The 24,020-nt window shown below is 63.1% G+C and carries 19 protein-coding genes, 1 tRNA gene and 2 pseudogenes; 17 read left to right on the top strand and 5 right to left on the bottom strand.

Annotated elements, in window-relative coordinates; translation table 11 throughout:
• Positions 1–266 precede the first annotated feature (266 nt).
• The 5 genes and pseudogenes from LB577_RS09110 (at position 267) to LB577_RS09090 (ending at position 4,734) form a co-directional block, all read left to right on the top strand.
• On the top strand, positions 267–1,754 hold the full coding sequence (locus tag LB577_RS09110) for an ATP-binding protein (RefSeq protein ID WP_023765439.1): 1,488 nt from the start codon (positions 267–269) through the stop codon (positions 1,752–1,754).
• Between the two features lie 276 nt (positions 1,755–2,030).
• A tRNA-Arg gene (locus LB577_RS09105) sits at positions 2,031–2,107 on the top strand.
• Between the two features lie 220 nt (positions 2,108–2,327).
• Positions 2,328–3,305 (top strand): AraC family transcriptional regulator, encoded by a 978-nt coding sequence (locus LB577_RS09100; protein WP_224686449.1) that lies wholly within the window; start codon positions 2,328–2,330, stop codon positions 3,303–3,305.
• Positions 3,306–3,414: 109 nt separating this feature from the next.
• A pseudogene (locus LB577_RS09095) lies at positions 3,415–3,776 on the top strand (nitroreductase family protein); the annotation flags it as partial.
• Positions 3,777–3,816: 40 nt separating this feature from the next.
• Entirely contained in the window at positions 3,817–4,734 is a 918-nt protein-coding gene (locus LB577_RS09090; protein ID WP_224686448.1) for an NADP-dependent oxidoreductase, read from the top strand.
• A gap of 175 nt (positions 4,735–4,909) precedes the next feature.
• On the opposite strand, the gene LB577_RS09085 is transcribed toward LB577_RS09090, so the two are convergent.
• On the bottom strand, positions 4,910–6,766 hold the full coding sequence (locus tag LB577_RS09085; protein WP_224686447.1) for a DUF4396 domain-containing protein: 1,857 nt from the start codon (positions 6,764–6,766) through the stop codon (positions 4,910–4,912).
• A gap of 200 nt (positions 6,767–6,966) precedes the next feature.
• Here LB577_RS09085 and LB577_RS09080 point away from each other — a divergent pair, with 200 nt between their 5' ends.
• The 11 genes from LB577_RS09080 to LB577_RS09030 all read left to right on the top strand — a co-directional run bounded on the left by LB577_RS09080 (position 6,967) and on the right by LB577_RS09030 (position 19,127).
• Positions 6,967–8,475, top strand: coding sequence for a multicopper oxidase family protein (locus tag LB577_RS09080; RefSeq protein ID WP_224686446.1), 1,509 nt, complete (start codon positions 6,967–6,969; stop codon positions 8,473–8,475).
• On the top strand, positions 8,472–9,035 hold the full coding sequence (locus LB577_RS09075; protein ID WP_224686445.1) for a cytochrome c: 564 nt from the start codon (positions 8,472–8,474) through the stop codon (positions 9,033–9,035). Before LB577_RS09080 ends, LB577_RS09075 begins: the two co-directional genes overlap by 4 nt.
• 121 nt (positions 9,036–9,156) lie before the next feature.
• Positions 9,157–9,915, top strand: a complete 759-nt coding sequence (locus LB577_RS09070) for an SDR family oxidoreductase (RefSeq protein ID WP_013891896.1) — start codon at positions 9,157–9,159, stop codon at positions 9,913–9,915.
• 461 nt (positions 9,916–10,376) lie between these two features.
• On the top strand, positions 10,377–11,018 hold the full coding sequence (locus LB577_RS09065; RefSeq protein ID WP_224686444.1) for a GntR family transcriptional regulator: 642 nt from the start codon (positions 10,377–10,379) through the stop codon (positions 11,016–11,018).
• Between the two features lie 91 nt (positions 11,019–11,109).
• Positions 11,110–11,961, top strand: coding sequence for a transporter substrate-binding domain-containing protein (locus LB577_RS09060; RefSeq protein ID WP_013891900.1), 852 nt, complete (start codon positions 11,110–11,112; stop codon positions 11,959–11,961).
• 72 nt (positions 11,962–12,033) lie between these two features.
• The gene (locus LB577_RS09055) at positions 12,034–12,747 is read left to right on the top strand and encodes an ABC transporter permease (protein WP_224686443.1); all 714 of its coding nucleotides are present in this window, start codon (positions 12,034–12,036) and stop codon (positions 12,745–12,747) included.
• Complete coding sequence (locus LB577_RS09050) at positions 12,744–13,436, top strand: ABC transporter permease (protein WP_224686442.1); 693 nt, start codon at positions 12,744–12,746, stop codon at positions 13,434–13,436. The genes LB577_RS09055 and LB577_RS09050 overlap by 4 nt, the downstream gene beginning before the upstream one ends.
• 129 nt (positions 13,437–13,565) lie before the next feature.
• Positions 13,566–15,152 carry a gamma-glutamyltransferase gene (gene ggt / locus LB577_RS09045; RefSeq protein WP_224686441.1) on the top strand — a complete coding sequence of 529 codons (1,587 nt, stop codon included), beginning with the start codon at positions 13,566–13,568 and terminating at the stop codon, positions 15,150–15,152.
• Positions 15,153–15,404: 252 nt separating this feature from the next.
• Positions 15,405–16,919 (top strand): acyl--CoA ligase, encoded by a 1,515-nt coding sequence (locus LB577_RS09040; protein ID WP_224686440.1) that lies wholly within the window; start codon positions 15,405–15,407, stop codon positions 16,917–16,919.
• Between the two features lie 2 nt (positions 16,920–16,921).
• Entirely contained in the window at positions 16,922–17,902 is a 981-nt protein-coding gene (locus LB577_RS09035; protein WP_224686439.1) for a 2-dehydropantoate 2-reductase, read from the top strand.
• Between the two features lie 286 nt (positions 17,903–18,188).
• Positions 18,189–19,127, top strand: a complete 939-nt coding sequence (locus LB577_RS09030; RefSeq protein ID WP_224686438.1) for a hypothetical protein — start codon at positions 18,189–18,191, stop codon at positions 19,125–19,127.
• Positions 19,128–19,430: 303 nt separating this feature from the next.
• Here LB577_RS09030 and LB577_RS09025 read toward each other — a convergent pair whose 3' ends face one another.
• Complete coding sequence (locus tag LB577_RS09025) at positions 19,431–21,002, bottom strand: pilus assembly protein (protein WP_224686437.1); 1,572 nt, start codon at positions 21,000–21,002, stop codon at positions 19,431–19,433.
• Between the two features lie 317 nt (positions 21,003–21,319).
• Between LB577_RS09025 and LB577_RS09020 the strand changes: the two are divergent.
• Positions 21,320–21,493: pseudogene (locus LB577_RS09020) on the top strand (ketopantoate reductase C-terminal domain-containing protein); the annotation flags it as partial.
• Between the two features lie 120 nt (positions 21,494–21,613).
• Here LB577_RS09020 and LB577_RS09015 read toward each other — a convergent pair.
• From LB577_RS09015 to LB577_RS09005, 3 genes are read right to left on the bottom strand one after another with little or no spacing between them, the layout of a single operon-like run.
• A complete protein-coding gene (locus LB577_RS09015; protein ID WP_224686436.1) occupies positions 21,614–22,237 on the bottom strand; it encodes an NADPH-dependent F420 reductase in 624 nt (207 codons plus the stop codon).
• Positions 22,238–22,283: 46 nt separating this feature from the next.
• Positions 22,284–23,225: an SDR family oxidoreductase gene (locus LB577_RS09010; RefSeq protein ID WP_224686435.1), complete on the bottom strand. Its 942-nt coding sequence runs from the start codon at positions 23,223–23,225 to the stop codon at positions 22,284–22,286.
• A 48-nt stretch (positions 23,226–23,273) separates the two neighbouring features.
• Positions 23,274–23,909, bottom strand: a complete 636-nt coding sequence (locus LB577_RS09005; RefSeq protein ID WP_224686434.1) for an NADPH-dependent F420 reductase — start codon at positions 23,907–23,909, stop codon at positions 23,274–23,276.
• Between the last annotated feature and the right edge of the window lie 111 nt (positions 23,910–24,020).

Genomic DNA, 24,020 nt, shown 5'->3' with positions numbered 1-24,020 from the left:
GCGGGGTGCGGCCCTTCTTGATTCTGTCACTCTGTAACAGGAGCTTTGCCGGGCCGGCTTTGGCGCGATCGAAACCGCGCCGGGACGAATGGCCCGAGCGTGAGCGGGCTTATAGAAAGAAGGGTTTTGGAAGTCAATCCGGGGTCGTCGCGCCAAGGACGTAGGTTTTATGACGGCAATTTAATGTTCCGGCCAAAGGATAAATTGGCAAAAAAGCCTTGATCGCCTAATCTTGGCCGATCAAGTGATTGTGAAGACAGGGTTACATGAGCGAAGCCACGCAAGCGGGAGAAGGGACCGGAACAGCGCCAGCCGCCGTCCGCACGGTGCCTTTGTCGCGCGGCCTGTCCACGAAACTGCTGCTTTTGACCATCGTTTTCGTGCTGCTGGCCGAAGTGCTCATCTTCCTGCCCTGGATCGCCAGCTACCGGCTGAGCTGGCTCAAGGAGCGGCTGAGTACGGCCGCCGCCGTCTCGATCGTGCTGGTGCAGGGCGAGTCGACCTCGCTGTCACGCACGGCCCAGAACGACGTTCTGATGGCGATCGGCGCCAAGGCGATCGCGGTGCGCGATGGCGGCGTCTCGCGGCTCCTGGTGGTGGCCGACATGCCGCCGCAGGTGGACGAGCACATCGACCTTGCCAGCGTCGGCATGGTCAAGGGCATGACCGGCGCGCTGGACACGCTGTTCTTCGGCGGCGACCGGATGCTTCGCGTTTTCGGACCGGTCGGCGACAGCGACAAGGAATTCGAGCTGATCATGCCGGACTACAGCCTGCGCCATGCAATGCTGCGATATTCGCGTAATGTCGCCTTCGTCTCGCTGCTGATCTCGCTGTTCACGGCCATGCTGGTCTACGCCGCCATCGACCTGATCATGATCGGGCCGATCCGCACCATGACGCGCTCGATGCTGTCCTTCTCCGAGGCTCCGGACGATCCCGGGCGCATCATCCGCCCCGCCGCCCGCGCCGATGAGATCGGCGTTGCCGAACGCGAGCTGTCGCAGATGCAGGAGCGGCTGCAAAAGATGCTCTCCGAGCAGAAGCACCTTGCCGACCTCGGCCTTGCCGTGTCGAAGATCAACCATGACATGCGCAACATCCTGGCTTCGGCGCAGTTGATGTCGGACCGCCTGCGCCAGGTCAGGGACCCAACCGTGCAGGCCTTCGCGCCGAAGCTTTTGCGCGCGCTCGACCGTGCCGTCTCCTATTCCGAAGGCGTGCTGGCCTATGGCCGCACGCAAGAGCCGCCGCCTTCGCGCCGCCGGGTGCGGCTGTACCAGCTGGTCGAGGACGTGCACGGCCTGCTCGACATCGGACAAGGCATCGAGTTCATCAACGCCGTCGAGGCGGCGTTCGAGGTGGATGCCGATTCCGACCAGTTGTTCCGGGTGCTCACCAATCTTTGCCGCAATTCGGTGCAGGCGATGGCGGCGGACACCGAGAGCGCGGTGGTGCGCCGGCTGGCGGTCTCGGCCGAACGCATGGGCAGCGTCAGCCGCATCGTCGTCACCGACACCGGTCCCGGCCTGCCGGCGAAGGCGCGCGAGAACCTGTTCGCGGCGTTCCGCGGCTCGGCACGCAGCGGCGGCACCGGACTCGGCCTGGCCATCGCGCACGAACTGATCCGCGCGCATGGCGGCACGGTGGAACTGGTGGAGTCGATCGGCGGACGCACGACATTCTCGGTCACCATCCCCGACCAGCCGGTGCGGCTCGACCAGGCCCGCGGCAGCCTGCGTCGCCCGGCCTGAGGTCTTCCGCACTGCCTTCCCCGGGGCGCGCTTGCCTTTCGAGCCCGATCCTTTCCCTGATCTTCCCCGAGACTTTCCGTCCAGCCTGGAATCGCACCGACTTCGCGGCTGCCTCGAGCGTCGAGATCCGAGCCGCCATCGCCAGATGACATGCCTGTGACAAAACTTTTGCCGGATCGACTTGCTTTTCGCAAATTCAGTCGCTAGGGAACTGCACACATTCGCGGCCGGTCCTCAGGATCGGATCGCTGGGTCGTTGAAAACACGGCCTGATGCGCGCCCGTAGCTCAGCTGGATAGAGCACCAGACTACGAATCTGGGGGTCAGGAGTTCGAATCTCTTCGGGCGCGCCATTTATCTCCAGGACTTAACCAAATTGCGCCGTTTCAAATCGGCAATCTGAAGCGGTTTTGCGCGACGGGATACAGGCCCCTTGTTCCGATCATGGGGCGCTCGGTGGCTCGCTCACGATCTAGGCCCGGTATGAAAGCCAGGTTTGGAAACGTGGTCGACAAGTAGAACCGATGCACAATTGCGATAAGATGTTTCACCATTTCCGGTTTTCGAGGTCCAATGTCTGAAGTGGACTGGCTCAGCCATCTCTTGCAAATGATCACCGTTACCGGCCAACTCGAGGTCCGCTGCGCCTACGGCGCGCCGTGGCGTGTTACCTGGGACCGGGCAGCGGCGAACGAGATCCCTTACCACGTCATCGTCAAGGGCAGGGCCATTTTAGAGGATCCGGAGACGAGAACAGCAAGGGAGCTGCTGAGCGGAGACATCGTTCTGCTGCCGCACGGTGCGGCGCATGTGCTGCATGACGGCAGCGGGCAAACGCCCGTCCGTACACACGAAAGCGTAGGCTCTGCCGGATGGATGTTGAGCGAGAACGATGGCCAGGGTGAGCAACTCGATCTGCTGTGTGGGCGGTTTTTCGTCGCGCCACCCCATGATCGATTGATCCGAAACTACCTGCCCACGAATCTTGTGGCGCGGTCTATGGACGGGCATGGGGACGAGAGCATCGGCTCCGCTTCCAACCAACTGGCCAGCCTGGTGAAGCTGATGCGAATGGAGTCCGCCGGAGACAGAGCGGGAGGACGGGCTATTCTCGACGCACTTTCTTCGGCCCTATTCACCTTGGTACTGCGCTCGGCGAGCGAAGCCGAGAAAGCGCCCGAAGGCTTGTTGGCCCTGGCCGGTCATCCGCGGTTGGCACCAGCAATTGCGGCGATGTTCACCGACCCAGCCCGGTCTTGGAAACTGCCTGATTTAGCGGACATGTGCAGCATGTCGCGGGCCACATTCATGAGGCACTTTCAGGACAGGCTAGGTTGCTCCGCCCTCGATTTGTTGACCGATCTCGGCATGAGTCTGGCCGCCAACGAGTTGAGGAAGCCAGCGATCAGCACCGAGGCCGTGGCCGAGACGGTCGGGTATCAATCCGTTTCGGCATTTCGGCGTGTGTTTGCCGAGAGGATGGGGATGACACCGGGGGAATGGCGGCGACTGGCGCACAATGGCGAGCAAGACGCGCGGCCTGGGAAATGAAAAGCCCATCATGATCCTTTTGCGCATCATTTTGAGCTAATTCAGTCTCGAAATTCTCACTCGTCCCCGTAGATTAGGCTCCGCAATCACTTGATAAGGGAGCCATCCAATGAACTGCATCAGCCGCGCCACCACCGGACCAGCAACCCGTGTAGCCGCCGAAATCTTCCGGGAGACCGGGAAGAGCGAAAACACTTTCGCGACGAACGTCGTCATCGAAACCATCCTGAGCCGCAGTGCCGCCAAGTACTACGACCCCACTGCAATGCTTACCGACGATCAGATCAGCAACCTGGTGCGCATCGGCACGTCCGCGCCGACATCCTTCCACCTGCAGAACTGGCGCTTCATCGCCGTACGCTCGCCAGAAGCCAAGGCACGCTGCGTCCGATCGCCTGGAATCAGCCCGCGGTCACCGACGCGGCCGTGACCTTCATCATCACCGGTAGGCTGGCCGGAACCAGAGCGATAAATTACCCCGAACCAACAAATCACTGAGGAGACCATTCCCATGAAAGCGATCGTAGCAACGGATCAGGCTGCAGGAACGGCCGGCATGAAGCTGGTGCAGCGGCCCGAGCCGCAGGCGGCAATAAACGATGTCGTGATTGAGGTTCATGCGGCGGGGTTCGTCAACACCGAACTGGAGTGGCCTTCGACCTGGGCCGATCGAGCCTTCCGTGACCGAACGCCATCGATCCTCGGCCATGAGCTAGCCGGTGTGGTCACCGCGCTCGGCTACGGCACCACGGGACTGTCAATCGGTCAACGAGTGTTCGGCCTCGCCGACTGGCATCGCGACGGCACGCTCGCCGAGTATGTCGCCATGGAGGCACGCAATCTCGCGCCGCTGCCCGGCGACGTCGACTTCACGGTGGGTGCGAGCCTGCCGATCTCCGGCCTGACCGCGTGGCAGGGGCTGTTCCAGCATGGCCGCCTTCAGGCGGGGCAAAGCGTGCTCGCGCACGGCGCGGCCGGTGCCGTCGGTTCGATGGTGACGCAGCTTGCAAGGGAGGCCGGGGCCTATGTCATCGGCACCGGACGCGTCGCCGACCGCCAGAAGGCGCTCGACTTCGGCGCGAATGAGTTCGTCGATCTCGACAACGACAAACTAGAGGAGGTTGGCGGCGTCGATCTGGTGTTCGACGTCATCGGCGGCGATATCCAGAAGCGGTCCGCAGCCCTGATCCGGGCCGGAGGAACGCTTGTGACAGTCGTCGGACCGACGGATATTCGACCTGCAGATGGCCTGACGGTTGACTTCGTCGTCGAGGCTGATCGCGGCCAGCTTTGGGAGATCGTTCAGCGCATCCGGGACGGACGACTGCGGACGAATATCGGCAAGGTCTCGAGCCTGGATGACGCCGTCACCACCTTCAACTCGACCGAGCGGCGTGCGGGAAAGACGGTTATCCGCGTTCGTCCGTAGGAACTTGGGGAGAGAGGGCAGCCCCTCTCTCCTCGACTATGGTCTGCGCATCTCAACGGGCCGCGCTGAGCGATATGACGACGCGGCTACGACTGGCCCATCGAAGGTCCTTCCGAGCGGCGCCAAAAATCGCGGCATCGGTGAAGCGATCTGTGACTTGCGGTTTAGCGCCCCGTCAGCCTACCTCGATGACAGTCATCAGTCCGCCGCCGCCCTTGTCCTCGACATTGTTGTTCGTCGTGTGGTGCGGGATATGGCAATGGATCAGCCACTTGCCGGGGCGCTGTGCCTTCCAGACCACGTCATAGCGCTGGCCAGGTCCGACATTGATGGTGTCGGCAAGGAAGCGTGCGGCGGCAGGGATAGTCTCGCCGTCGCGGGCGACCACCTCGAACGGCCCGCCATGGATGTGCATGGGATGGATGAAGCCGTTGTTGGTGCCGATGAAACGCACCTTGAGCGTCTCGCCGACCTTCATGCGGATCGTGTCCGTAGCAGGGTACGCCTTGCCGTTGATGGTGAAGAAATTGGGCATGCCGCCATCCATCGGCATCGACGGATAGGTCAGCCCCTCCCGCACCAGCCACTCTTGGAGCTCGATGACATAGTCGTGGTCCGCCGCCACTTCGTCGGCGGGGTTGGCGGGATCGATGATCAGCGCGCCATAAAGGCCGAGCGCCTGGGTCCGGTCTGGCTTGGCATGCGGATGGTAGAAGTAGGTGCCATGCTGGGTGGCCGTGAACTCGTAGGAATAGCTCTGTCCGGGCTCGATCGGCTTTTGCGTGATCTCGGCCGGCCCGTCCATCTGGTTGGGCAGGATCAGCCCGTGCCAATGCACCGTGGTTTCCTCCGGCAGGCCGTTGGTGAGGTTGATGCGGACGCGGTCACCCTGGCGAATATGGATGCGCGGCCCCGGGATCTGACCGTTATAGGCATAGGCGTCGACCGCAACGTCCGGCAGGATCTGCCAGCGCACCACCGATGGCCTGAGTTCGAACACTTTGACGCCGTTTTCCATGCGGAACGGCAGATCCTGGTCGCCTTTTGCCGCCAGGCCGTAGGAGGCGGTGACGAGCCGCGGCGAGGTCGCCGCCATATCGCGCATGGCGTCCGCCGGCGTGTCGCGATCCATGATCATGCCTTGCGGCATGATCACACCGCCGACATCGCGGGCCGATAATGTCAGGTTCAGCCAGTTCGCCGGCGCGGCCATGCCAAGCGCCAACGCGATCGCCGACACCACGCCGAGCACGGCAATCTGCGGAGTGGTGGCGTCCGAGCGCATGCCATGGCCGGCGTTGCCCTTGCCGGAAGCCGATTTGTGTCCCTTCTGGTGATGCTCGTGCCCGCCAGCCGCGCCCTGATCCGGGCGCTCGGTCATCAGGCCATGCTTCAGGCCGCGCGCGACCAGCCAGACATTGGCGGGATAGGCGAGCGCGAAGCCAGCGATGACGCCGATCGACATCACGCCCCAAAACAGCAGCTCCGTCGGCTCCATGGCACGCATGTCACGGCCCATCATGAGGAAGCTCATGACCGGTGCCATGCCGGCCATCATGAAATTCATCGAGATGAATTCCGGCAGGAAGCTCTTCCTCACATTCTCCCAATAGCTGCCACCCATCATCGACTTCATGAACAGCGACTGGAAGATGAACAGACCGAAGGCAAAGCCGGCGAGATATTCGACGATGAGATCGAGCCACATCGGCAGGCCGAGTGCCGCCGTGATGACGGCGGCCAGAATGATGCCGGTCGCGTCGCCGGCGACGCAATGGATGGTCGAGCCGACACCCTGCTTCCAAAGCGTGCGGGTGAAGGCCTCGTGCTCGCCAGGTCGCGGCTCCTTGTCGGCAAGTACATAAAGCAGCAGTCCGAGCGGACCCATATAGAGCGTCACCAGGATGAAGCCCCATTTCATCACCACCGGCTCGGGATTGTTGCGGTACTGGTCGAAGCCGACATAGAGGGTCGAGGCCAGGGCGAGCGTGAACCAGGCGACAAGAAAATAGTCGATCGGTTGGATGAGCATGGTCGGGATTCTCGCGGTTGTCGATGAAACGGCAGGTTGTATCAGTCGTTGGGATGAACGCGGCCGAAGCCATTGCGATCCATCGGCTGGAAATTCCAACGCCGAACCGTCGATCGCGCTTGACCTTCCCGCCACTGGAACGTTTAGCGTCGGCAAGATCGTATGGTGAGGCCCTTTGCCTCGACATAGAGGAGCGAAAAATGCATCGACGCGGTTTTCTGGCGGCAGGCCTGGCAACGGTCCTGGCGAGCCCGCGCGCTCTGGCGCAGATGAAAATGGATGACATGTCCACCATGCCCGGCATGGAGATGAGCGGCCACGATATGGACGCCATGACGCAAGGCGCCATCATGCTGCCGGAGGGCGAGGCGTTGCGTGCGCTGCCGTTGCTTGCAAACGAGGCCGCCCGGCCCAGCATGTTCAAGGCGAAGCTGACTGCGGAGGCCGCTATTGCGCGCTTCGCCGAGGGGCTGGAAACGCCCATCCTTGCTTATAACGGGTCGAGCCCGGGGCCGCTGATCGAGGCCTTCGAGGGCGACCGGGTCGAGATCACCTTCGCCAACCGGATCGACAGCGAGGCAAGCACTATCCACTGGCACGGCATGCCCGTGCCGGCCGACCAGGACGGCAATCCTATGGACCCGGTGGCCGCGGGCGCCGATCGCGTCTACGCCTTCGACCTGCCGGAAGGCAGCGCCGGCTCCTACTGGTATCACCCCCATCCGCACGGCAGGACGGCCGAACAGGTCTATCGCGGCCTGGCCGGCGCCTTCGTGGTCAAATCGAAAGCCGACCCTGTTCCGGCCGAATATGGCGACACGGTGCTGATGTTGACCGATCTGCGGCTGGCCGCCGACGGCTCGATACCCGGCAACACCATGACCGACCTGATGAACGGCCGCGTCGGCGACCAGGTGCTGGTCAATGGCCAGAGGAACCCGAGGCTTGCCGTTGCAAAGGGCGACAGGCGGCGCCTGCGCCTCTACAACGCCGCCAATGCGCGCTTCCTGAAGCTCGCCTTCGAAGGCGCGGCGATGACAATCGTGGGAACGGATGGCGGGCTCATCGAGGCGCCGGTGGCGGTGGACGAGATCCTGCTCAGCCCGGGCGAGCGGATCGAGCTGGTCGTCGCCTTCGACAGGCCTGGTCCCGCTACCCTGGGCACGCTGGACTATGATCGCGGCTGGATGGGCGCGGGCCGCCCGGCCGATGCTGGTCTGACGCTGCTGACGGTCGATGTCTCGGAAACGCCGGGAGCAGCGATGCCGCCGCTGCCCGCGCGATTGCGGCCGATCGCTCCGCTTTCCGCCCCTGCTGTCAGCCGGCGTCTCGTCTTCACCGAAATCATGGCGATGAACGCGACCGGCATGGAGATGGGCTTCCTGATCAACGGCAAGACCTTCGACATGGCGCGCATCGATATCGTCGCAAAAGCCGGCGAGACGGAGCTGTGGGAAATCGTCAATCAGGCCGACATGGACCATCCGTTCCATGTCCACGGCACGCAGTTCCAGGTGATCGAGCATGAGCGCGACGGCAAGGTCTCCAAGCCACCCTTCGTTGCGTGGAAAGACACCGTCAACGTGGCGCGTGGCGAGACGGTGCGGCTTCTGTTGCGCCAGGAGCAGCCCGGCCGGCGCATGTATCACTGCCACATCCTCGAGCACGAGCAACTCGGCATGATGGGCGTGCTCGACGTGCGGGCATGAAGACCCGCATACCGGCCGGAGCCGCGACGCTGGCGCTTGCCGGCTGGATGGTTCTCTGCTCATCCATGGCGCCGGCCTCGAGCGATGCGACCGTGGCCGCCCGCCAGGCCTCCATGAAGGCGATGGCGGGGGCGGCAAGAACCATCGCCGAGATGTTCGACGGCAAGCGCGAGTATAATGCCGGCGGGTTCAAGGCGGCGGCCGATGCGCTCAGCGCCCACACCAGCCCTGCCCTGTTCGCCGAATTCCCGGCCGGCACGCTGGGCGCGCCGTCTGGCGCCAGGGTGGAGATCGACCAGGCGAGGCCGGAATTCGAAGCGCTCGCCCGCCACATCGGCAAGCTCGCCTCGGCACTCGCGGCCAAAGCCGACAAAGCCCCGGCCGAAATCAGCGATGACATGCGGATGGGAGCGGGTCTGCCGATGGATGGCGGCAGCCTGCTCGGCAAGCGGCCGGAATCCGCGCAAGCCGATGCGGCCAAGCTGCCGGCGGAACATTTGCTGCATCTCATCCTGCAGGATTGTTCGGGTTGCCATTCGAAATTCCGGCAGAAGAAATGAGAGTCGGCTCGATCCTCACCGCTCGGGGCGCCAAATCTTTTTCCATGGACTATATGGTTCGGCGCTAGCGGCCACTGCTGTCCGGCTGTGCGCGACGAAACCCAGCGGAGCTGATTGAGCCATGACGTCCACCAACATCAAGCGCGCTTTAGTCACCGGCGCCGGGGCCGCCGACGGCATCGGCTTTGCCATTGCCCGGCAACTCGGCCATGCGGGCCATGCCGTGTTCCTGACCGGCGCCAGCGCACGCGTCCTCGATCGCGCGGCGGAGCTCCGCGCCGAGGGCATCGACGCCAACGCGGCGGTCGCCGATCTCACCAGCGCAGCGGAGGTCGAGCGGCTGCGGGCAACCGCCGGCGCGGTCGACATCCTGGTCAACAATGCCGGCATGGGCTCATTGGCATCGCCGTCGGTCGACAAAGCGTTTCTCGCCATGACCGAAGCCGATTGGGACCGAGGCATCGACGTCAGCCTGAAGACCGCCTTCCTGGTCACCCGCGCATTTCTGCCGGCGATGATCGAGGCGGGCTACGGGCGCATCGTCAATGTGGCGTCGGTCACCGGGCCGGTGGTGTCGTTCGAGGGCACATCTGCCTATTCCGCCGCCAAGGCCGGCATGGTCGGCCTGATGCGCACGCTAGCGCTCGAAGTGGCGAAGAGCGGCGTGACCGTCAATGCCGTGGCTCCCGGCTGGATCGAAACCGGTGCGTCGAGCGAGATGGAGCGGATGGCGGCCCTGCAAACACCGCCAGCGCGTGCCGGAAGGCCCGATGAGGTTGCCGCGGCGGTCGCGTTCCTGGCATCGGAAGGCGCCAGCTATGTCAACGGCGCCCTGCTGGTGGTCGACGGCGGCAACAGCCTGCAGGAGCGCAAGGGCTGAAGCCGTCCAACGGCATCGGCCTGAGATAGACAGCCAGGCAACAACAGCAGATCGCCAATCCGGCGATCGGATATTTCAGGGCGACCGGCCGCTCAGGACGCAGCACGTTGTCGCGCGAGCCTCGGGCATGGAGCGGGACAGCCTGCAGGCGCTGCCGGCGTCGCCGGCGCAGATCGCCTCGACGATCTCGGCATGCCACAAGAGCTCTGTTCAGCCATAGTGCTGAAATTGTCGATGCCGCACAGCATGCCGTGTAGCATGACGTTGCCGCTGATTTCGGCAATCACCATTCCAAAGACTCGCCGAAATAGATCGTGCCGGTGGTGCACTGCACCGTTATCGGCTTCTGAACGTCGTCCCCGGGCTATTGACGATGCAGTAAAATGCGGATTTTATGATACGTGGATACAAAAATACTTTCTAGGTGCCCCATGCCAGCAGCCTTTTCGGCAGAGCCACAGATGCCCGCCACTGCGGAGGAAGAGGCGTACAGGCACGTCCAGAGAGCCCTTCGCCTCGGCCGCTACAAACCGGGCGACAGGCTTATTCCGGAGGAGATTGCCGCCGAGATCGGCATGAGTCGAATGCCGGTGCGGGAAGCCTTTCGGCGCCTGGCCTCCGACGGGCTGGTGGTTTTGCGGCCCAATCGGGGATGCGTGGTCGCAGGCCTGACGGTCGATGAGCTTTACGAGATTTTCGAAATTCGGTCGGTTCTGGAGGGACTGGCCGTAAGGCTGGCGATGCCCCGGATCGATGAGGAGGAGTTCGAGGAATTCGAGCGCCTGCTCGAGCGCATGGAACGCGCGGGCCAGAGCGGAAGCAGCGACTGGGTGGTCCGCCACCAGGAATTCCATGGCCGTATCTGTGCGCTAAGCCGGAGGCCCAAGCTTATCCACCAGATAGCGGCGCTGCATGTGGTGATAGAGCCCTACATGCGCATCTGGTTCGACGATTGTGACAAGCCGCATTCTGCGCGCGAGGAGCATGCCGCCGTGATCGCGGCCTTGCGTTCAGGCGACGAACTTCAAGCGGAAAAGGTGATGCAGGATCACATTCTCAGCACAGCACCGATGCTGGCCGAGTTCGTGAGTCCGAGCCGGTGACGAACGCCGGCCGGACAGGAATGGTCTCGAACCGGCAATGCGGCCGGACGTAGGAACAGCTCGATCAGCCTATCAAAAAAAGGGGAACCACATGAAAGTTTGTCGTTTGGCCGCAGTTGCGGCCGCACTCAGCATGTTCGGCTTCATGCACACCGCATTGGCCGAGGACGCGCCCAAGGCCATAACCATCGCCACGGAGGGTGCCTACGCTCCGTGGAATTTCACCAACGCGGACGGCAAGCTCGACGGACTGGAGATCGAACTCGCCAACAATCTTTGCGAGCGGATGAAGGTCAAATGCACCATCATCGCTCAGGACTGGGACGGACTTATTCCTTCGCTGAAGGTCGGCAAGTTCGATGTGATCATGGCCAGCATGTTCATCACGCCGAAACGCCTCGAGACCATCGACTTCACCCAGCCTTATGCGATCGACCCGGGCGGGTTCGCAGCCGCCAAGGATAGCGATCTGGGGAAGCTCGGCGCTTCGACCGAGAAATTCAAACTGGACGACGAGGCTGCTTCCCAGGCCGCGGTCGACAAGTTGAAGCCCCTGCTGAAGGGCAAGGTGGTCGGTGTCCAGGCGGCCACCGCCATGCTCGAATTCGTCAAGAAATACTTCGGCGACACGGTGGAGATCCGCGAGTACAAGACGACCGAGCAGCACGATCTCGATCTGGCCGCGGGCCGCATCGATGCAATATTCGCTCAGAAGACAGCGCTCGCCGCGACGCTCGCAAAACCCGAATTCTCGGGCTTCACGGTTGCAGGTCCGGGCTTTGTGGGCGGCTTGTTCGGCGCCGGAACGGGTGCGGGACTCAGGAAGGAGGACGCCAAGCTCAAGGAAATGCTGAACGACGCGATCAGCGCCGCCATTGCCGACGGGACCATTAAACGCATCTCGGAAAAATGGGTGAAAACGGACGTGACGCCGGTCAAGTAGCCACGTGCATTCTGTACGGCCGGTTGGCATCAACCGATCGGCCGGCTGCCGGGCTGAACGATCAGGTTTCACATGACGGACACACTCCATATCCTTTCCCTGGGCAAGGGCGGCTGGGGCGGAGCCTTGCTGCTGGCAGCCGGCGTGACATTTGCGCTGTCAGCCCTCGGTTTCCTGTTCGGCGCTCTCTTCGGCGCGATTGCAGCAGGAGGCCGGCTTTCCACGAGAGCTTTGCCGTCATGGGTCGCCAAGGGCTATGGCACGGTGTTCAGGGGTGTGCCCGATCTGTTGACGATCTACCTGCTTTACTACGGCGGCAGCATAGCATTGACTGAGATCGGCAAATTCTTCGGCAGCGCGGGCTTCGTCGGGCTGCCGACATTTGCGACTGGCGTCCTGGCGATCGGCATCATTTCGGGCGCCTATCAAGCCGAGGTCTATCGCGGAGCGTATCTAGCCGTCGATCTCGGCCAGTTTGAGGCTAGCAAGGCGCTCGGCCTATCCCGGTTCCAATCGCTGCGTCTCATCATCGTGCCTCAACTGATGCGGCACGCCCTGCCGGGTCTCGGAAATGTCTGGCAGCTCGTGCTCAAGGATTCGGCCTTGATCTCCGTGATCGGCTTGGTGGAATTGATGCGGCAATCTCAGATCGGCGCGGGATCGATGCGGGAGCCCTTCGTCTTCTACGTAGCAGCCGCGACGCTGTATTTCCTCATCGCTGCCGTGACCGGATCGGTCTTCCGCTACGGCGAGGCACGGGCGTGGCGAGGCATGGTCCACGCATGATCGACTTGGCCTTCTTTGTAGAGATCATTCCCACCCTTCTCTCCGGCTTGCCGTTGACCTTGCAACTTGCGGGGTTGTCGATCGGAATAGGCTTTGCCTTGGCTCTGTTGCTCGCACTGGCGCAGCAGGGAAACCATCGGATGCTGGTCTGGCCCATACGCTCCTTCGTTGCCGTCTTTCGCGGCACGCCATTGCTCGTCCAGATATTCCTCATCTATTACGGCCTCGGCCAGTTCCGCCCCACACTTCAGGCAGTTGGGCTCTGGTGGCTGTTTCGCGAGCCCTATTGGTGCGCCATCATAGCGCTCAGTCTCAATACCGCCGCCTATGGCAGCGAAATCCTACGGGGTGCGATACAGGGTGTGCCGCGCGGCCTTGTCGAGGCGGCCTCTGCCTTCGGCATGACACGGCTCCAGACCCTGCGCCTCGTCGTTCTGCCTTTGGCGCTGCGCCAAGCCATACCGAGCTACAGCAACGAGATCATCCTCATGGTGAAGGGTACGTCGCTTGCATCGATCGTCACCCTGATGGAAGTAACCGGCATCGCCCAGGGGCTTATTTCTCAGACTTATCGCGCCATAGAGGTTTTCGTGGCCGCGGGCGCGATCTATCTGACCATCAATTTCACGATCATCTCTGCACTGAACGCGCTGGAAACCTGGCTCACGCCTTATCGGGTCCGACCCTGACATGCGTCTGGCGTAACGAGGAGAATTGGCAAATGCGCAGTGTCGAGAAGCCGAAGCGATCCGTTGCGCTGTCGTGTTACGCCATGGCGGCAGCGTCGCATCCATCAGACTAGGGGATACAAAGACAGAATGCGTGATTTCCAGTTTCCCGGCCGCTCACCGGTTCGTGCCACCCAAGCGGTTGCCGCGACCTCGCATCCGCTTGCGACCCTTGCCGCCATCGACATGCTGCGCGCCGGCGGCAATGCCATGGACGCCGCCGTCTGCGCAGCCGCCGTGCAGGGCGTGGTCGAGCCGCAGTCGACCGGCATTGGCGGCGATTGCTTTGTGCTCTACTGCCCGAAGGGGCAAGGCGACGTGCTGGCCTTCAACGGTTCGGGCCGTGCACCTGCGGGCGCCACCGTCGACTGGTATCTTGACAAGGGCTTCGACGAGCTTCCGAAGCAGGGACCACACGCGGTGACCGTGCCGGGCGCCGTCGATGCCTGGAGCCGGCTCCTGGAAGACCATGGCCGCAAAAGCCTGGCCGAGGCGCTGGCGCCGGCCATCCACTATGCCGAAAACGGCTATGTCGTGCATGATCGCGTCGCCTTCGACTGGGCCGAGCCGGAGATCGACCTGTCGGCCGACGAGCATGCCGCGCGCATCTTCCTGCCGGGCGGCAAGGCGCCGAAGGCCGGCGACATCCACCGCCAGCCGGAACTCGCCGCCACCTTGCGGACAATCGCCAAACAGGGCCGCGCCGGCTTCTACGAAGGCGCGGTCGCCGACGACATGGTGCGCCGGCTCAATGAACTGGGCGGGCTGCATTCGCACGAGGATTTCGCGGCGACCAGCGGCGACTATGTGGCGCCGGTCAGCACCGCCTATGGCGGCTACGATATCCACCAGATGCCGCCGAACAATCAGGGGCTGACGGCTCTGCTCATGCTGAACGTGCTGTCGGGCTTCAAGCTCGGCGGGATCGATCCCAATGGCGCCGAGCGGCTGCATCTGGAAATCGAGGCCGGACGCCTGGCCTACCAGGATCGCGACCGCTACGTCAGCGACCAGGATTTTGTCCCGGTGCCCGTGAAACAACTTTTGTCCAGCGCCTATGCCGACCGGCTGCGCGCCGAGATCGACCGCGACCGCGCCATGACGCATCTGCCGCGCCTGGACCTGCCGGGCAGCGACACGGTCTACATCTCGATCGTCGACCGCGACCGCAACGCGGTCTCCTTCATCAACTCGACCTATTATTCGTTCGGCAGCGGCGTCGTCGGTCCGAAGAGCGGGGTCGTGCTGCAGAACCGTGGCTCGAGCTTCCGCCTCGACCCGGCGCATCCGAACGCCATCGCGCCCGGCAAGCGGCCGATGCACACGATCATGCCCGGCATGGCGACCAGGAACGGCCGCGTGGTGATGCCGTTCGGCGTCATGGGCGGGGGCTACCAGCCATTCGGGCATGTGCATCTTTTGACCAACATGATCGATTTCGGCATGGACCCGCAGCAGGCGCTCGACGCGCCAAGGGTGTTCTACAATGACGGCATGGTGGAGGCCGAACGCAACGTTCCGGCCGAGGCGCTCGAAGGGTTGCGCCGGCGCGGCCATCGCTTAGCCGAGCCGCAGCATCCGCTTGGCGGCGGACAGGCGGTGCTGATCGACTGGGAAAAGGGAACGCTGACCGGCGCCTCCGATCCGCGTAAGGATGGGATGGCGCTTGGATATTGAGGTGGAGAATCACATTCCAAGAGTTGGCGCTGCCCCCCACCTGCCTGCCGGCATCTCCCGTATAGTGATGGGGAGAGGTGCGCTGTTGTCGATGGTTTTGCCAATCGCCAAGGTTGAAAAGAAAGACCGGCGTTGCGGCCAGCCCTTTCTCCCCGTCGCTATACGGGGAGAAATGCCCGGCAGGGTAATGAGGGGCGGCGCCACCGTCTGTTGGGCTTCTATCACCAGTCGTTTGAAACATAGTTGGTGACCATGAGCACGAATTCAAAAGACCTTTCCCGCCGCCTCGTCGCCGGCACCGATGATGCTCCGGCAATCCTGGCGCCGGACAGGGCTACACTCACCCATGGCGGGCTGCGCAGCCTGATCAAGGCCACCGCCGAGCGGCTGCATGCGCTCGGCATCGGGCGCGGCGACCGGGTGGCGATCGTGCTGCCTAACGGGCCGGAGATGGCCACAGCCTTCGTCGCGGTGGCCGCCACCGCCTCGACGGCGCCGCTCAATCCCGCCTATCGCGCGGACGAGCTCGATTTTTATCTCACCGACATCGGCGCCAAGGCTATCCTTGTTGCCGAAAACGAGGCCGGCCCTGCGGTTGCGGTGGCCGAGCGGCTCGGCATCGGCGTGCTCAGGCTTGTCGTTTCGCCGGCTGCCGGCAGTTTCACCATCGAGGGCCCGGCTATCGGTCCGCAGGCGAAGCCTGACATGGCGGGGGATGGCGACATCGCGCTTCTGCTGCACACGTCGGGCACGACATCGCGTCCAAAACTGGTGCCGCTCAGCCATGCCAACATCGCGGCCTCGGCAGCCCATATCGGGGCGACGCTTGGCCTGACGGCCGATGACCGCTGCCTCAACATCATGCCGCTGTTCCACATCCATGGGCTGATCGCGGCCGTGCTGTCGTCGCTGGCATCGGGCGGCAGCATCTACTGCACGCCGGGCTTCAACGCGCTGCGCTTCTTCCAGTGGCTGGGCGAGGCGCGGCCGAGCTGGTACACGGCGGTGCCAACCATGCACCAGGCGATCCTGGCCCGGGCGGCGCGCAACACCGAGGCGCTGGCGGGCGCGCGCCTGCGCTTCATCCGTTCGTCCTCGGCATCGCTGCCGGCGCAAGTGATGGCCGAACTGGAAGCCACCTTCGGCTGTCCGGTGATCGAATCCTACGGGATGACCGAGGCCGCCCACCAGATGGCGTCGAACCGGCTGCCGCCTGGCCTGCGCAAGCCGGGCAGCGTCGGGGCCGGCGCCGGGCCGGAAGTAGCGGTGATGGCGCTGGACGGACAGTTGCTCAAAGCCGGCGAGACCGGCGAGATCGTCATTCGCGGACCCAATGTGACGGCGGGCTATGAGAAGAACCCAGACGCCAATGCGACGGCCTTCGCGCATGGCTGGTTTCACACCGGCGACCAGGGCGTGCTCGATGGAGACGGTTATCTCAGGGTCACCGGCCGGCTCAAAGAGATCATCAACCGCGGCGGCGAGAAAATCTCGCCGCTCGAGGTCGATGACGTGCTGATGGATCATCCGGCGGTGGCGCAGGTGGTCACCTTCGCCATGCCGCATGACAGACTGGGCGAGGAAGTGGCGGCCGCGGTCGTGCTGCGCGAAGGCACGAGCGCCACCGAAAGCGATATCCGCACCTATGCCGCGACGCGGCTCGCCGACTTCAAGGTGCCGCGCAAGGTCGTGATCCTAGACGAGATCCCCAAGGGCGCGACCGGCAAGCTGCAGCGCATCGGCCTCGCCGCCAAGCTCGGGCTTTGACGATGAAGATCACCATCTTCGGCGCCGGCGCGATCGGCGGCTATCTCGCCGCCAAGCTGGCGATCGCCGGCCGCACCGATCTGTCGATCGTCGCGCGCGGCGCCCATCTCGAAGCGATCAAGGCAGATGCCCTGCGCCTGATCGAGGATGGCCAAGAAACGCTAGCGCCTGTCCGGGCCGCCGCCAAGGCCGAGGAGTTCGGCGTGCAGGATACTGTGGTGCTGGCCTTGAAGGCCCATTCGCTGACCCCTGCCCTGGACCAGATCGCGCCGCTGCTGGGGCCGGAAACATCAGTCGTCACCATGCAGAACGGCGTGCCATGGTGGTACTTCCATGGGGTGAGGGGGCCGCTCGAGGGCACCAGGCTGAACGCGGTCGATCCCGGCGGTGCGATCTGGCAGCGGATCGGGCCGCAGCGCGTCATCGGCGCGGTCGTCTATCCTGCCGTCGAGGTCGACGCGCCCGGTCTCATCCGCCATGTCGAGGGCAAGCGCTTCTCGCTCGGCGAGCCCTCCGGCGAGCGCACCGAACGGGTGATGCTGCTGGCCGAGGAAATGGTCAAGGCCGGGCTGCAGGCGCCGGTGCGCGAGGACATCCGTAGTGAAATCTGGGTGAAGCTGTGGGGCAACCTCTCCTTCAACCCGATCTCGGCGCTGACCGGCAGCACGCTGGCCGCGATCGTCGCCGACGAGGGCACTCGCACGCTTGCCCGCGCCATGATGCTGGAAGCGCAAACGATCGGCGAAAGCCTCGGCGTACGCTTTCCGATCGGGGTCGACCGCCGCATCAAGGGTGCGGGCGATGTCGGCGAGCACAAAACCTCGATGCTGCAGGATCTGGAGCGCCGCCGCCCGATGGAGATCGACGCGCTGGTGAGCGCGGTGCAGGAGCTTGGCCGGCTAACGGCCAATCCGACACCGACCATCGACGCGGTGCTGGCGCTGGTGCGACGGCTGGCGGTGGAGCGCGGGTGCTATGGGTGATGGCTTGGCTGAGCCTTGAGGCAGCTGCTCCGCCGGTGATGCGCATCGGCCGCTTTGGTTGACGGCGGCATCCGCTACAAGGGGTTGATGACTACCTTCGTACCAAAGCCGACCAACCTTGGTTTGTTCGGCATCCCAGGTAACTATGCTGGAGGTCGTGATCGCGCCATAGTCGGGCCTTTGCGGCTCTTCCCGGTTCTCCGATACTATTGCCGGCACCTTCAAATCTGCTAGCGCGCGTAATGCATATATATACATTCATTGTCGACCAGACAGAAAGATACCGATGCTGAGTGAACCAATATCGAGAGCAAGCATTTACGATGAGATTGAAGAGATTTGGCGCATGGTCTATGGTGACATGCATCGCAATCCTGCGCCCCGCAACGGGTTCAACGATCTTCTCCTAGAAGCTGAGACCGAGGCACGGGCTGCCACGACGACTGTGCTTCAACCGCACCTTGCGATCTTCGAGTTTGGCCTAGAGTTTCTCGCGTACGTGCACATCGCGCTTAGCTCTGAGGACCAGCTCGGCCCATCGAACGAGAATACGCGAGCAGCGTGGGCGCTGACGGGGTCTGCGGTGTCGTTCGGCGTGTCGATCCGGTCTCTGGTGATCTCGGGACTTGATACACCTGCGCGCGCGCTCTTGCGCACATATGTGGAGGCACTGCTTCTCTGCACGGCAGTCCTACACGATCGTGCGTTGGGGGAATCTTACGTCGCCGCTGATACAGACGCTCAGATCCTAGAATTCTGGCATTCCACGGCCTCGCCCAAGAGGTTGCACGAGAGAATTGTCGCCATTGAGAAGAAGGCCGGATTCGACAAAGAGATCATCGATGCTTTGACGAAGTGGCGTCGGGAAGAATACGAAGTACTCTCGCAGTCGTCACACCTGTCCTATATAGCCGCTGCACTGACTAGCTTGTCCGGAAAGCTCGGTCATGAAGAGGTGTTTGGACCCGCCATTTTCGGACTGGCATCCGTGCACTCGCCTCGCACAATCTTCTATGCCGCGGCAACTACATGGTACTTCTCGCGGCTTAGCAACTCGGTCCTGCTGGGGAACAAGGTAGGTGAATGCGCAATCGTCCTCGACAAGGAGAACGACTGGCATCAACGCATGGTGGCAGCACGCGACACCCTATCTGACGTGATGCTGAAACATTGGATCGCCCGAACTGAATCGTCGACCCAAATCGGTGATCACGTCGAGGTTTAGTTTCGGTGACGAACAGCCTTTGGGTCGTCGCACGACAGACGACCGCAACGGGTCACTCTAGCCGAAAGCTGACAGTTCGCTTCCGGCGATGCCGTTGCGGCACTCCACCGGCAGATTCTAGCCGATGAACCGCATGGTCAGGCGCAGCGCTTCCGGCAGGTGCTTCGACAGGTTGGGGATCTGCGTCAGGATGGAGAGCGCCGGCGCGCCGGCCTCATCAGAAGGCATTGCTGGCTGTGGAGCGCGGGCGTCATGGGTGAGCGGGCAGAGCGGCTCGCCGTTTCTGTGAAACGGTGAACTGCTCTAATCAACCAGCTGGAGTGTCGTGAACTTTCCAGCGATGGTTTGGAACACATTCGGCAATTTGCTGGGATCGTTGACAGCGTAGTAGTCAGCCGGATTTGTCGCGCATTTGCCGTAAAGTGTCCGGTTCGCGGCCGTGTCGGATTGCAGGGTAATGGTGTAGATCTGAACCTGCTGCGCCTTCAATTTATCGCAAACGTCGAGCGTCCATCGATCCACGGAGCGTGCGGCGTCTGTCTGGTTACTCGTCCCGAACCGGCCAGACGAAAGGTAGCCATAGGAAGTGTAGTCCGACTTTTCCGGTTCGGCGCTCGCTCCGTAAACGACATTCTCGCCGTCGGTAAGCAGAACGACGATTTTGCTCGTATTCGGAGTCTTCCAGGGCGCGCCGTCGGTGTACGGCGGGGCCGGTGAAAGCACCCGCATGCCCCAAGAGAGCCCCTCGGAGACATTCGTGCCGGATCCGTTCCACTCTTGCATCTGGGCAGCAGCCGTCCGCAACTTGTCCAAGTCAGCGGTCAACGGCACGACCGGAGTCGGGCAGGCCCGGTTGGGGCCGACTGTCAGAGGCGCATATTTGTCGTTGATCTTTTTCGCCTTGGGGTTTTCATACTTGGCGATCTTTTTATCTTTTCCCTTCGTGTCCGTGCCGTCCTGAACGTCATCGGAAAGATAGGAGTTGTTATAGACCTTGGCGTCGTTGCCATAGCTCGCGGATGGACTGGTTGCATCACCGGGGTCATCTGGGGCGAAATAGGGCACGAACAAGGTGTTGGCGTCAGCTTGGTCCGGCGCTACGTCGGAAATGGCAGCGCTTCCAGGACGCGCCTCGACGCAGCCCTTCCATCCCGTCCCCTCCCAACCGGTTCCCTGTGCCAGGTCTCTGAACAGGTCCATGTGGTTTACGCGCTTGCCATCTGGCAGCAGGGGAAAGTTCGCGCCGTTGTTCGGCGATTTGCCTGCCATGTCTATCCATGAAGGGTCAAATTTATCGCCATTTACGTTGACAGCGGTGACGAAGGGCACAATCGCGGCGGTCACCTTCCGATCGGGTGACTTTGCTCCATCCAGATTATCGAGAAGTACCTTGGTAGCGTCCCTGAGAGCCTTGATTTTGGCACCGGCCATCGAGCCCGTGTTGTCCAGCACGAGCACGACTTCGAGGTTGTTCGTCGCTTCCACACCCCCGGCATCGACTTCGATGTGCTGGTTGTCGCCGAACAGGAAAGCAAAATAGAGGTTCACGTCCGCGGAAGCGATGGCCTTGGTCTTGACGTAGTTGAAACCCTTGTCGACCGACAGGGTCAATTTCGCGTTGGTGAGTTCCGGGTGATTTGCGACGTTGGCCTGGAAATAGCCGTCGAATGCAAGTCTGCGGGCCGCTTCGTCGTCCGACAGGTGCGACGAGGATAGGGTCGCGGCGTCCAAAGCGTTCTGCAGGTTGACCTTGGCTCGCATGACGCTGGATACGTCTGCTGCAAAACCGACGGCCGCCAGGATCGCAGGCGCCGCCAACGCAAACAGCAACGCGAAATTGCCGCTTTCCGACCGCCAAAACTTATTGATGACCATGACCCGCCCCTCGACTGATACGGCATATGACCGGGTGTTGGTTTACGGGCGGTTGATTTATCAGCACTCGCGCATGTGACGACAAACTTGGTAAATTAAGTTCTGAGGAGACCAAGCGTCTTTTCGACGCTGAACCGACGGATGTGTCGTGGCGAGCACGGCTGCGTGGACCGCTCAATCGCGCCCAGTCGATCTGGTGCCCATCAGCCCTTCCCGGTCCGCCCGAGCACCCGCGCATGGAGCCTCCCACAATACCGCGGCGGAAGACCAGCACGCAGACCGTGAAAATCAGCCCGGTGGCGATGGTCACCGGGCGCGAGCACAAGACCTCGATGCTGCAGGACCTTGAACGCGGCCGGCCGATGGAGATCGACGCGCTGGTGAGCGCCGCGCAAGAGCTTGGCCGGCTAGCGGACAAGGTGGCACCGGCGATCGATGCGGTGTCGGCGCTGGTGCGGCGGCTGGCGGTGGAGCGCGGTTGCTATGGGTGAGCCGGGGAGAGCCATGAAGCGCCTGAGCCGATGTTGCGGGGTGCAGTTCCTGGTTGAATGCGCGTCCAGGACCTCCCCGAGAGCAGCGTTGGTTTTGGACCAAGATGCCGGCCATAGCGCCTATGCGCGGATGTCGACGTTCATGGCGAGGTTCCAGGTGCCGGCGCCGTTTTTGGCCAGGCCGATCATCATCAGGCCGAGCGCCTCGAGCGTCTGGGCCATGTGCAGGCCACCGATATCGAACGGACGCAGCCCGAGACTTTCGAGGAAGGTCGAGACGCGCGCCTTGGCCTGGGCATCGTCGGCTGCGATGAACGCATCGAGGCGGCCACCCTTGGCCAGTACGTGCCCGAAGATGGTGTTGAACGCCTTCACGGCATGCGCGCCGGCGGGGAGGTGCTTGGCGGTCTCCTGAGCGCCAGAACTGCCATGGGGAGTGACGAGGCCCGAGAGGTCGGGGGCAACCGGGTTGGCGATGTCGATGATGACCTTGCCGTCGAGCGCTTCCCCAAAGTCGGCCACGACCGCCGCCGCACCGGAGTACGGCACGGCGAGGATGACGATGTCGCCCGTGGGCGCGGCGCCGTACGACCCTGTGGTTGCTCCGGCCGCGAGTTGGCCGGCGAGCGCCCGCGCCTTGGCGGGGTCGCGGCTGATGACCTCGACAGTGTGACCGGCCTTGGCGGTACGACCCGCGATCGCCGCGGCCATGGTTCCTGAACCGATGATGCTGATAGTGCTCATGTGTAGTCTCCTGAGAGTTGGGTTATGTTGCTATTGCCCAAGCGGGTTAGCCGGCCGGGAAGTAATGGCCGTTGTCGAGGTCCTTGAGCAGGCGCGGCTGAGCGGGTTCCCAGCCGAGGATATGGCGGGTGATGGCGCTGGACGCTGCGACGTCCAGCTTGACCAGATTCGCGAGGAACCCGAAAAAACCAGGCAGCATCAGCTCGTCCGCCGGAATCGGCACGGCCGGCAGGCTCAGGCGGCTGCCGATTGCCTCGGCGATCTCGCGGAACGGAATAGCCTCGTCAGCAATCGCGTGCCAGTTCCTGCCGGCGGGCCCCGTCTCCAGCGCCAGCCGGAACACGGTGGCCAAGTCACGGGCGTGGACGGCCGACCAGTTGTTCTTGCCGTCGCCGGGATATCCGACCACGCCCTTCTCCTTCGCGAGCCCGATCAGTATCGGGAGGAAGCCGGCATTGTCGGTCGTGCTGTGCATGATCGTCGGAATTCGCACCACCGAGGAGCGCACGCCTTGCTCAGCGAGGCCGAGCACGGTCGTTTCGACGATGTTACGAACCCGCAGGGTGCCCTTGAACTTCTCGCCGCCAGCGAGGGTGGGATCCTCCTCGGTGGCTGGACGTCCGAGATGCTCCCAACCCGGCGAGCCGATGCTCCCAGACGTGACCAGCGGCTTTCCGGTCCCCTTCAGAGCCTCGCCATATGCGAGCATGATCTTTTGCTCGGCGGCAGCCACCGCGTCGAGACCTCCGGTGGGAAGCAGGTCTTGCCGGTGCGCGACGTGGATGACGCCGTCGGAGTCTGCGGCCGCCGCTTTCAGCCCGTCGAGATCATCGAGGTCGCCGCGACGCACCTTGGCGCCAAGCGCGGACACCGCCTCCGCGGATTTGTCCGACCGGGCAAGCGCAGTAACCTCGTGACCGGCTGCGATAAGGTCGGAAATGATATACGGACCGGAATGGCCAGTCCCGCCGGTAACGAATACGTGCATGATGCTGCTCCTTATGGGTGAGGGGATGCGAGAAGGGGTGGCGCGTCCTCAGCCGAAAAGGCTGACGCCGACCGAGAAGTTGGTGTGTTTGACGGAATGGGTCATGAGGCCCAGCCACAGCATGCAGGCATGCTCCAGCGTCCGCGCCATGGACAGCGGCCCAGTATCCATCGGGCGCAGTCCGAGGCTCTCGACGAACGCCGAGACGCGTGCCTTCGCCCGCGCGTCATCCCCGGCGATGAACACGTCCAATACGCGGTTCCCGGCTGGACCGGCTGCCAGGACGTCGGAGTTCAGGGTGTTGAACGCCTTGACAATGTCCGCGTCGGCAGGAGCAGCCTTGGCGATCTCCCGGGCGCCGAAACTGTCCGCGGGAGTCGAGAAACCCGTGAAGTCGGATCTGATAGGGTTGGTGATGTCGACAAGGAGCCTGCCTGCCAGCTTTTCGCCGTACTGCTTCACCACGTCGAGAACGGCCGAGTAGGGAACCGCCAGGATGACAATGTCCCCGGCCGGGGCGGCGGCGAACTTACCCGCCATGGCGCCGGCTCCGATCTGCCCGGCCAGCGCCCGCCCCTTGGCGGGGTGGCGACTAATAATTTCGACGGCATGTCCGGCCTTGACGGCAAGGCCGCCGATCGCTGCGGCCATGCCACCTGCGCCGATGATGCTGATAGTGCTCACGTGCAGTCTCCTTTCGCGTCGTCGGGGCAGCGCCTCTGTTGCCATTTGCGTTAAGGCGCATTATCTAATGGATCGCTGATCCAGATATACGGATCACTGATCCATTTATTA

Source organism: Mesorhizobium sp. B283B1A (assembly GCF_020165735.1).
Taxonomy (GTDB): domain Bacteria; phylum Pseudomonadota; class Alphaproteobacteria; order Rhizobiales; family Rhizobiaceae; genus Mesorhizobium; species Mesorhizobium opportunistum.
Note: the sequence above shows the minus strand (reverse complement) of the source record. Positions and strands in the feature narration are given on the sequence as shown.

Bases quoted from the DNA above. Each gene is read 5' to 3' on its own strand.
- LB577_RS09110 (WP_023765439.1), top strand. From the start codon at position 267: ATGAGCGAAGCCACGCAAGCGGGAGAAGGGACCGGAACAGCGCCAGCC.
- LB577_RS09100 (WP_224686449.1), top strand. From the start codon at position 2,328: ATGTCTGAAGTGGACTGGCTCAGCCATCTCTTGCAAATGATCACCGTT.
- LB577_RS09090 (WP_224686448.1), top strand. From the start codon at position 3,817: ATGAAAGCGATCGTAGCAACGGATCAGGCTGCAGGAACGGCCGGCATG.
- LB577_RS09085 (WP_224686447.1), bottom strand. From the start codon at position 6,766: ATGCTCATCCAACCGATCGACTATTTTCTTGTCGCCTGGTTCACGCTC.
- LB577_RS09080 (WP_224686446.1), top strand. From the start codon at position 6,967: ATGCATCGACGCGGTTTTCTGGCGGCAGGCCTGGCAACGGTCCTGGCG.
- LB577_RS09075 (WP_224686445.1), top strand. From the start codon at position 8,472: ATGAAGACCCGCATACCGGCCGGAGCCGCGACGCTGGCGCTTGCCGGC.
- LB577_RS09070 (WP_013891896.1), top strand. From the start codon at position 9,157: ATGACGTCCACCAACATCAAGCGCGCTTTAGTCACCGGCGCCGGGGCC.
- LB577_RS09065 (WP_224686444.1), top strand. From the start codon at position 10,377: ATGCCCGCCACTGCGGAGGAAGAGGCGTACAGGCACGTCCAGAGAGCC.
- LB577_RS09060 (WP_013891900.1), top strand. From the start codon at position 11,110: ATGAAAGTTTGTCGTTTGGCCGCAGTTGCGGCCGCACTCAGCATGTTC.
- LB577_RS09055 (WP_224686443.1), top strand. From the start codon at position 12,034: ATGACGGACACACTCCATATCCTTTCCCTGGGCAAGGGCGGCTGGGGC.
- LB577_RS09050 (WP_224686442.1), top strand. From the start codon at position 12,744: ATGATCGACTTGGCCTTCTTTGTAGAGATCATTCCCACCCTTCTCTCC.
- ggt (WP_224686441.1), top strand. From the start codon at position 13,566: ATGCGTGATTTCCAGTTTCCCGGCCGCTCACCGGTTCGTGCCACCCAA.
- LB577_RS09040 (WP_224686440.1), top strand. From the start codon at position 15,405: ATGAGCACGAATTCAAAAGACCTTTCCCGCCGCCTCGTCGCCGGCACC.
- LB577_RS09035 (WP_224686439.1), top strand. From the start codon at position 16,922: ATGAAGATCACCATCTTCGGCGCCGGCGCGATCGGCGGCTATCTCGCC.
- LB577_RS09030 (WP_224686438.1), top strand. From the start codon at position 18,189: ATGCTGAGTGAACCAATATCGAGAGCAAGCATTTACGATGAGATTGAA.
- LB577_RS09025 (WP_224686437.1), bottom strand. From the start codon at position 21,002: ATGGTCATCAATAAGTTTTGGCGGTCGGAAAGCGGCAATTTCGCGTTG.
- LB577_RS09015 (WP_224686436.1), bottom strand. From the start codon at position 22,237: ATGAGCACTATCAGCATCATCGGTTCAGGAACCATGGCCGCGGCGATC.
- LB577_RS09010 (WP_224686435.1), bottom strand. From the start codon at position 23,225: ATGCACGTATTCGTTACCGGCGGGACTGGCCATTCCGGTCCGTATATC.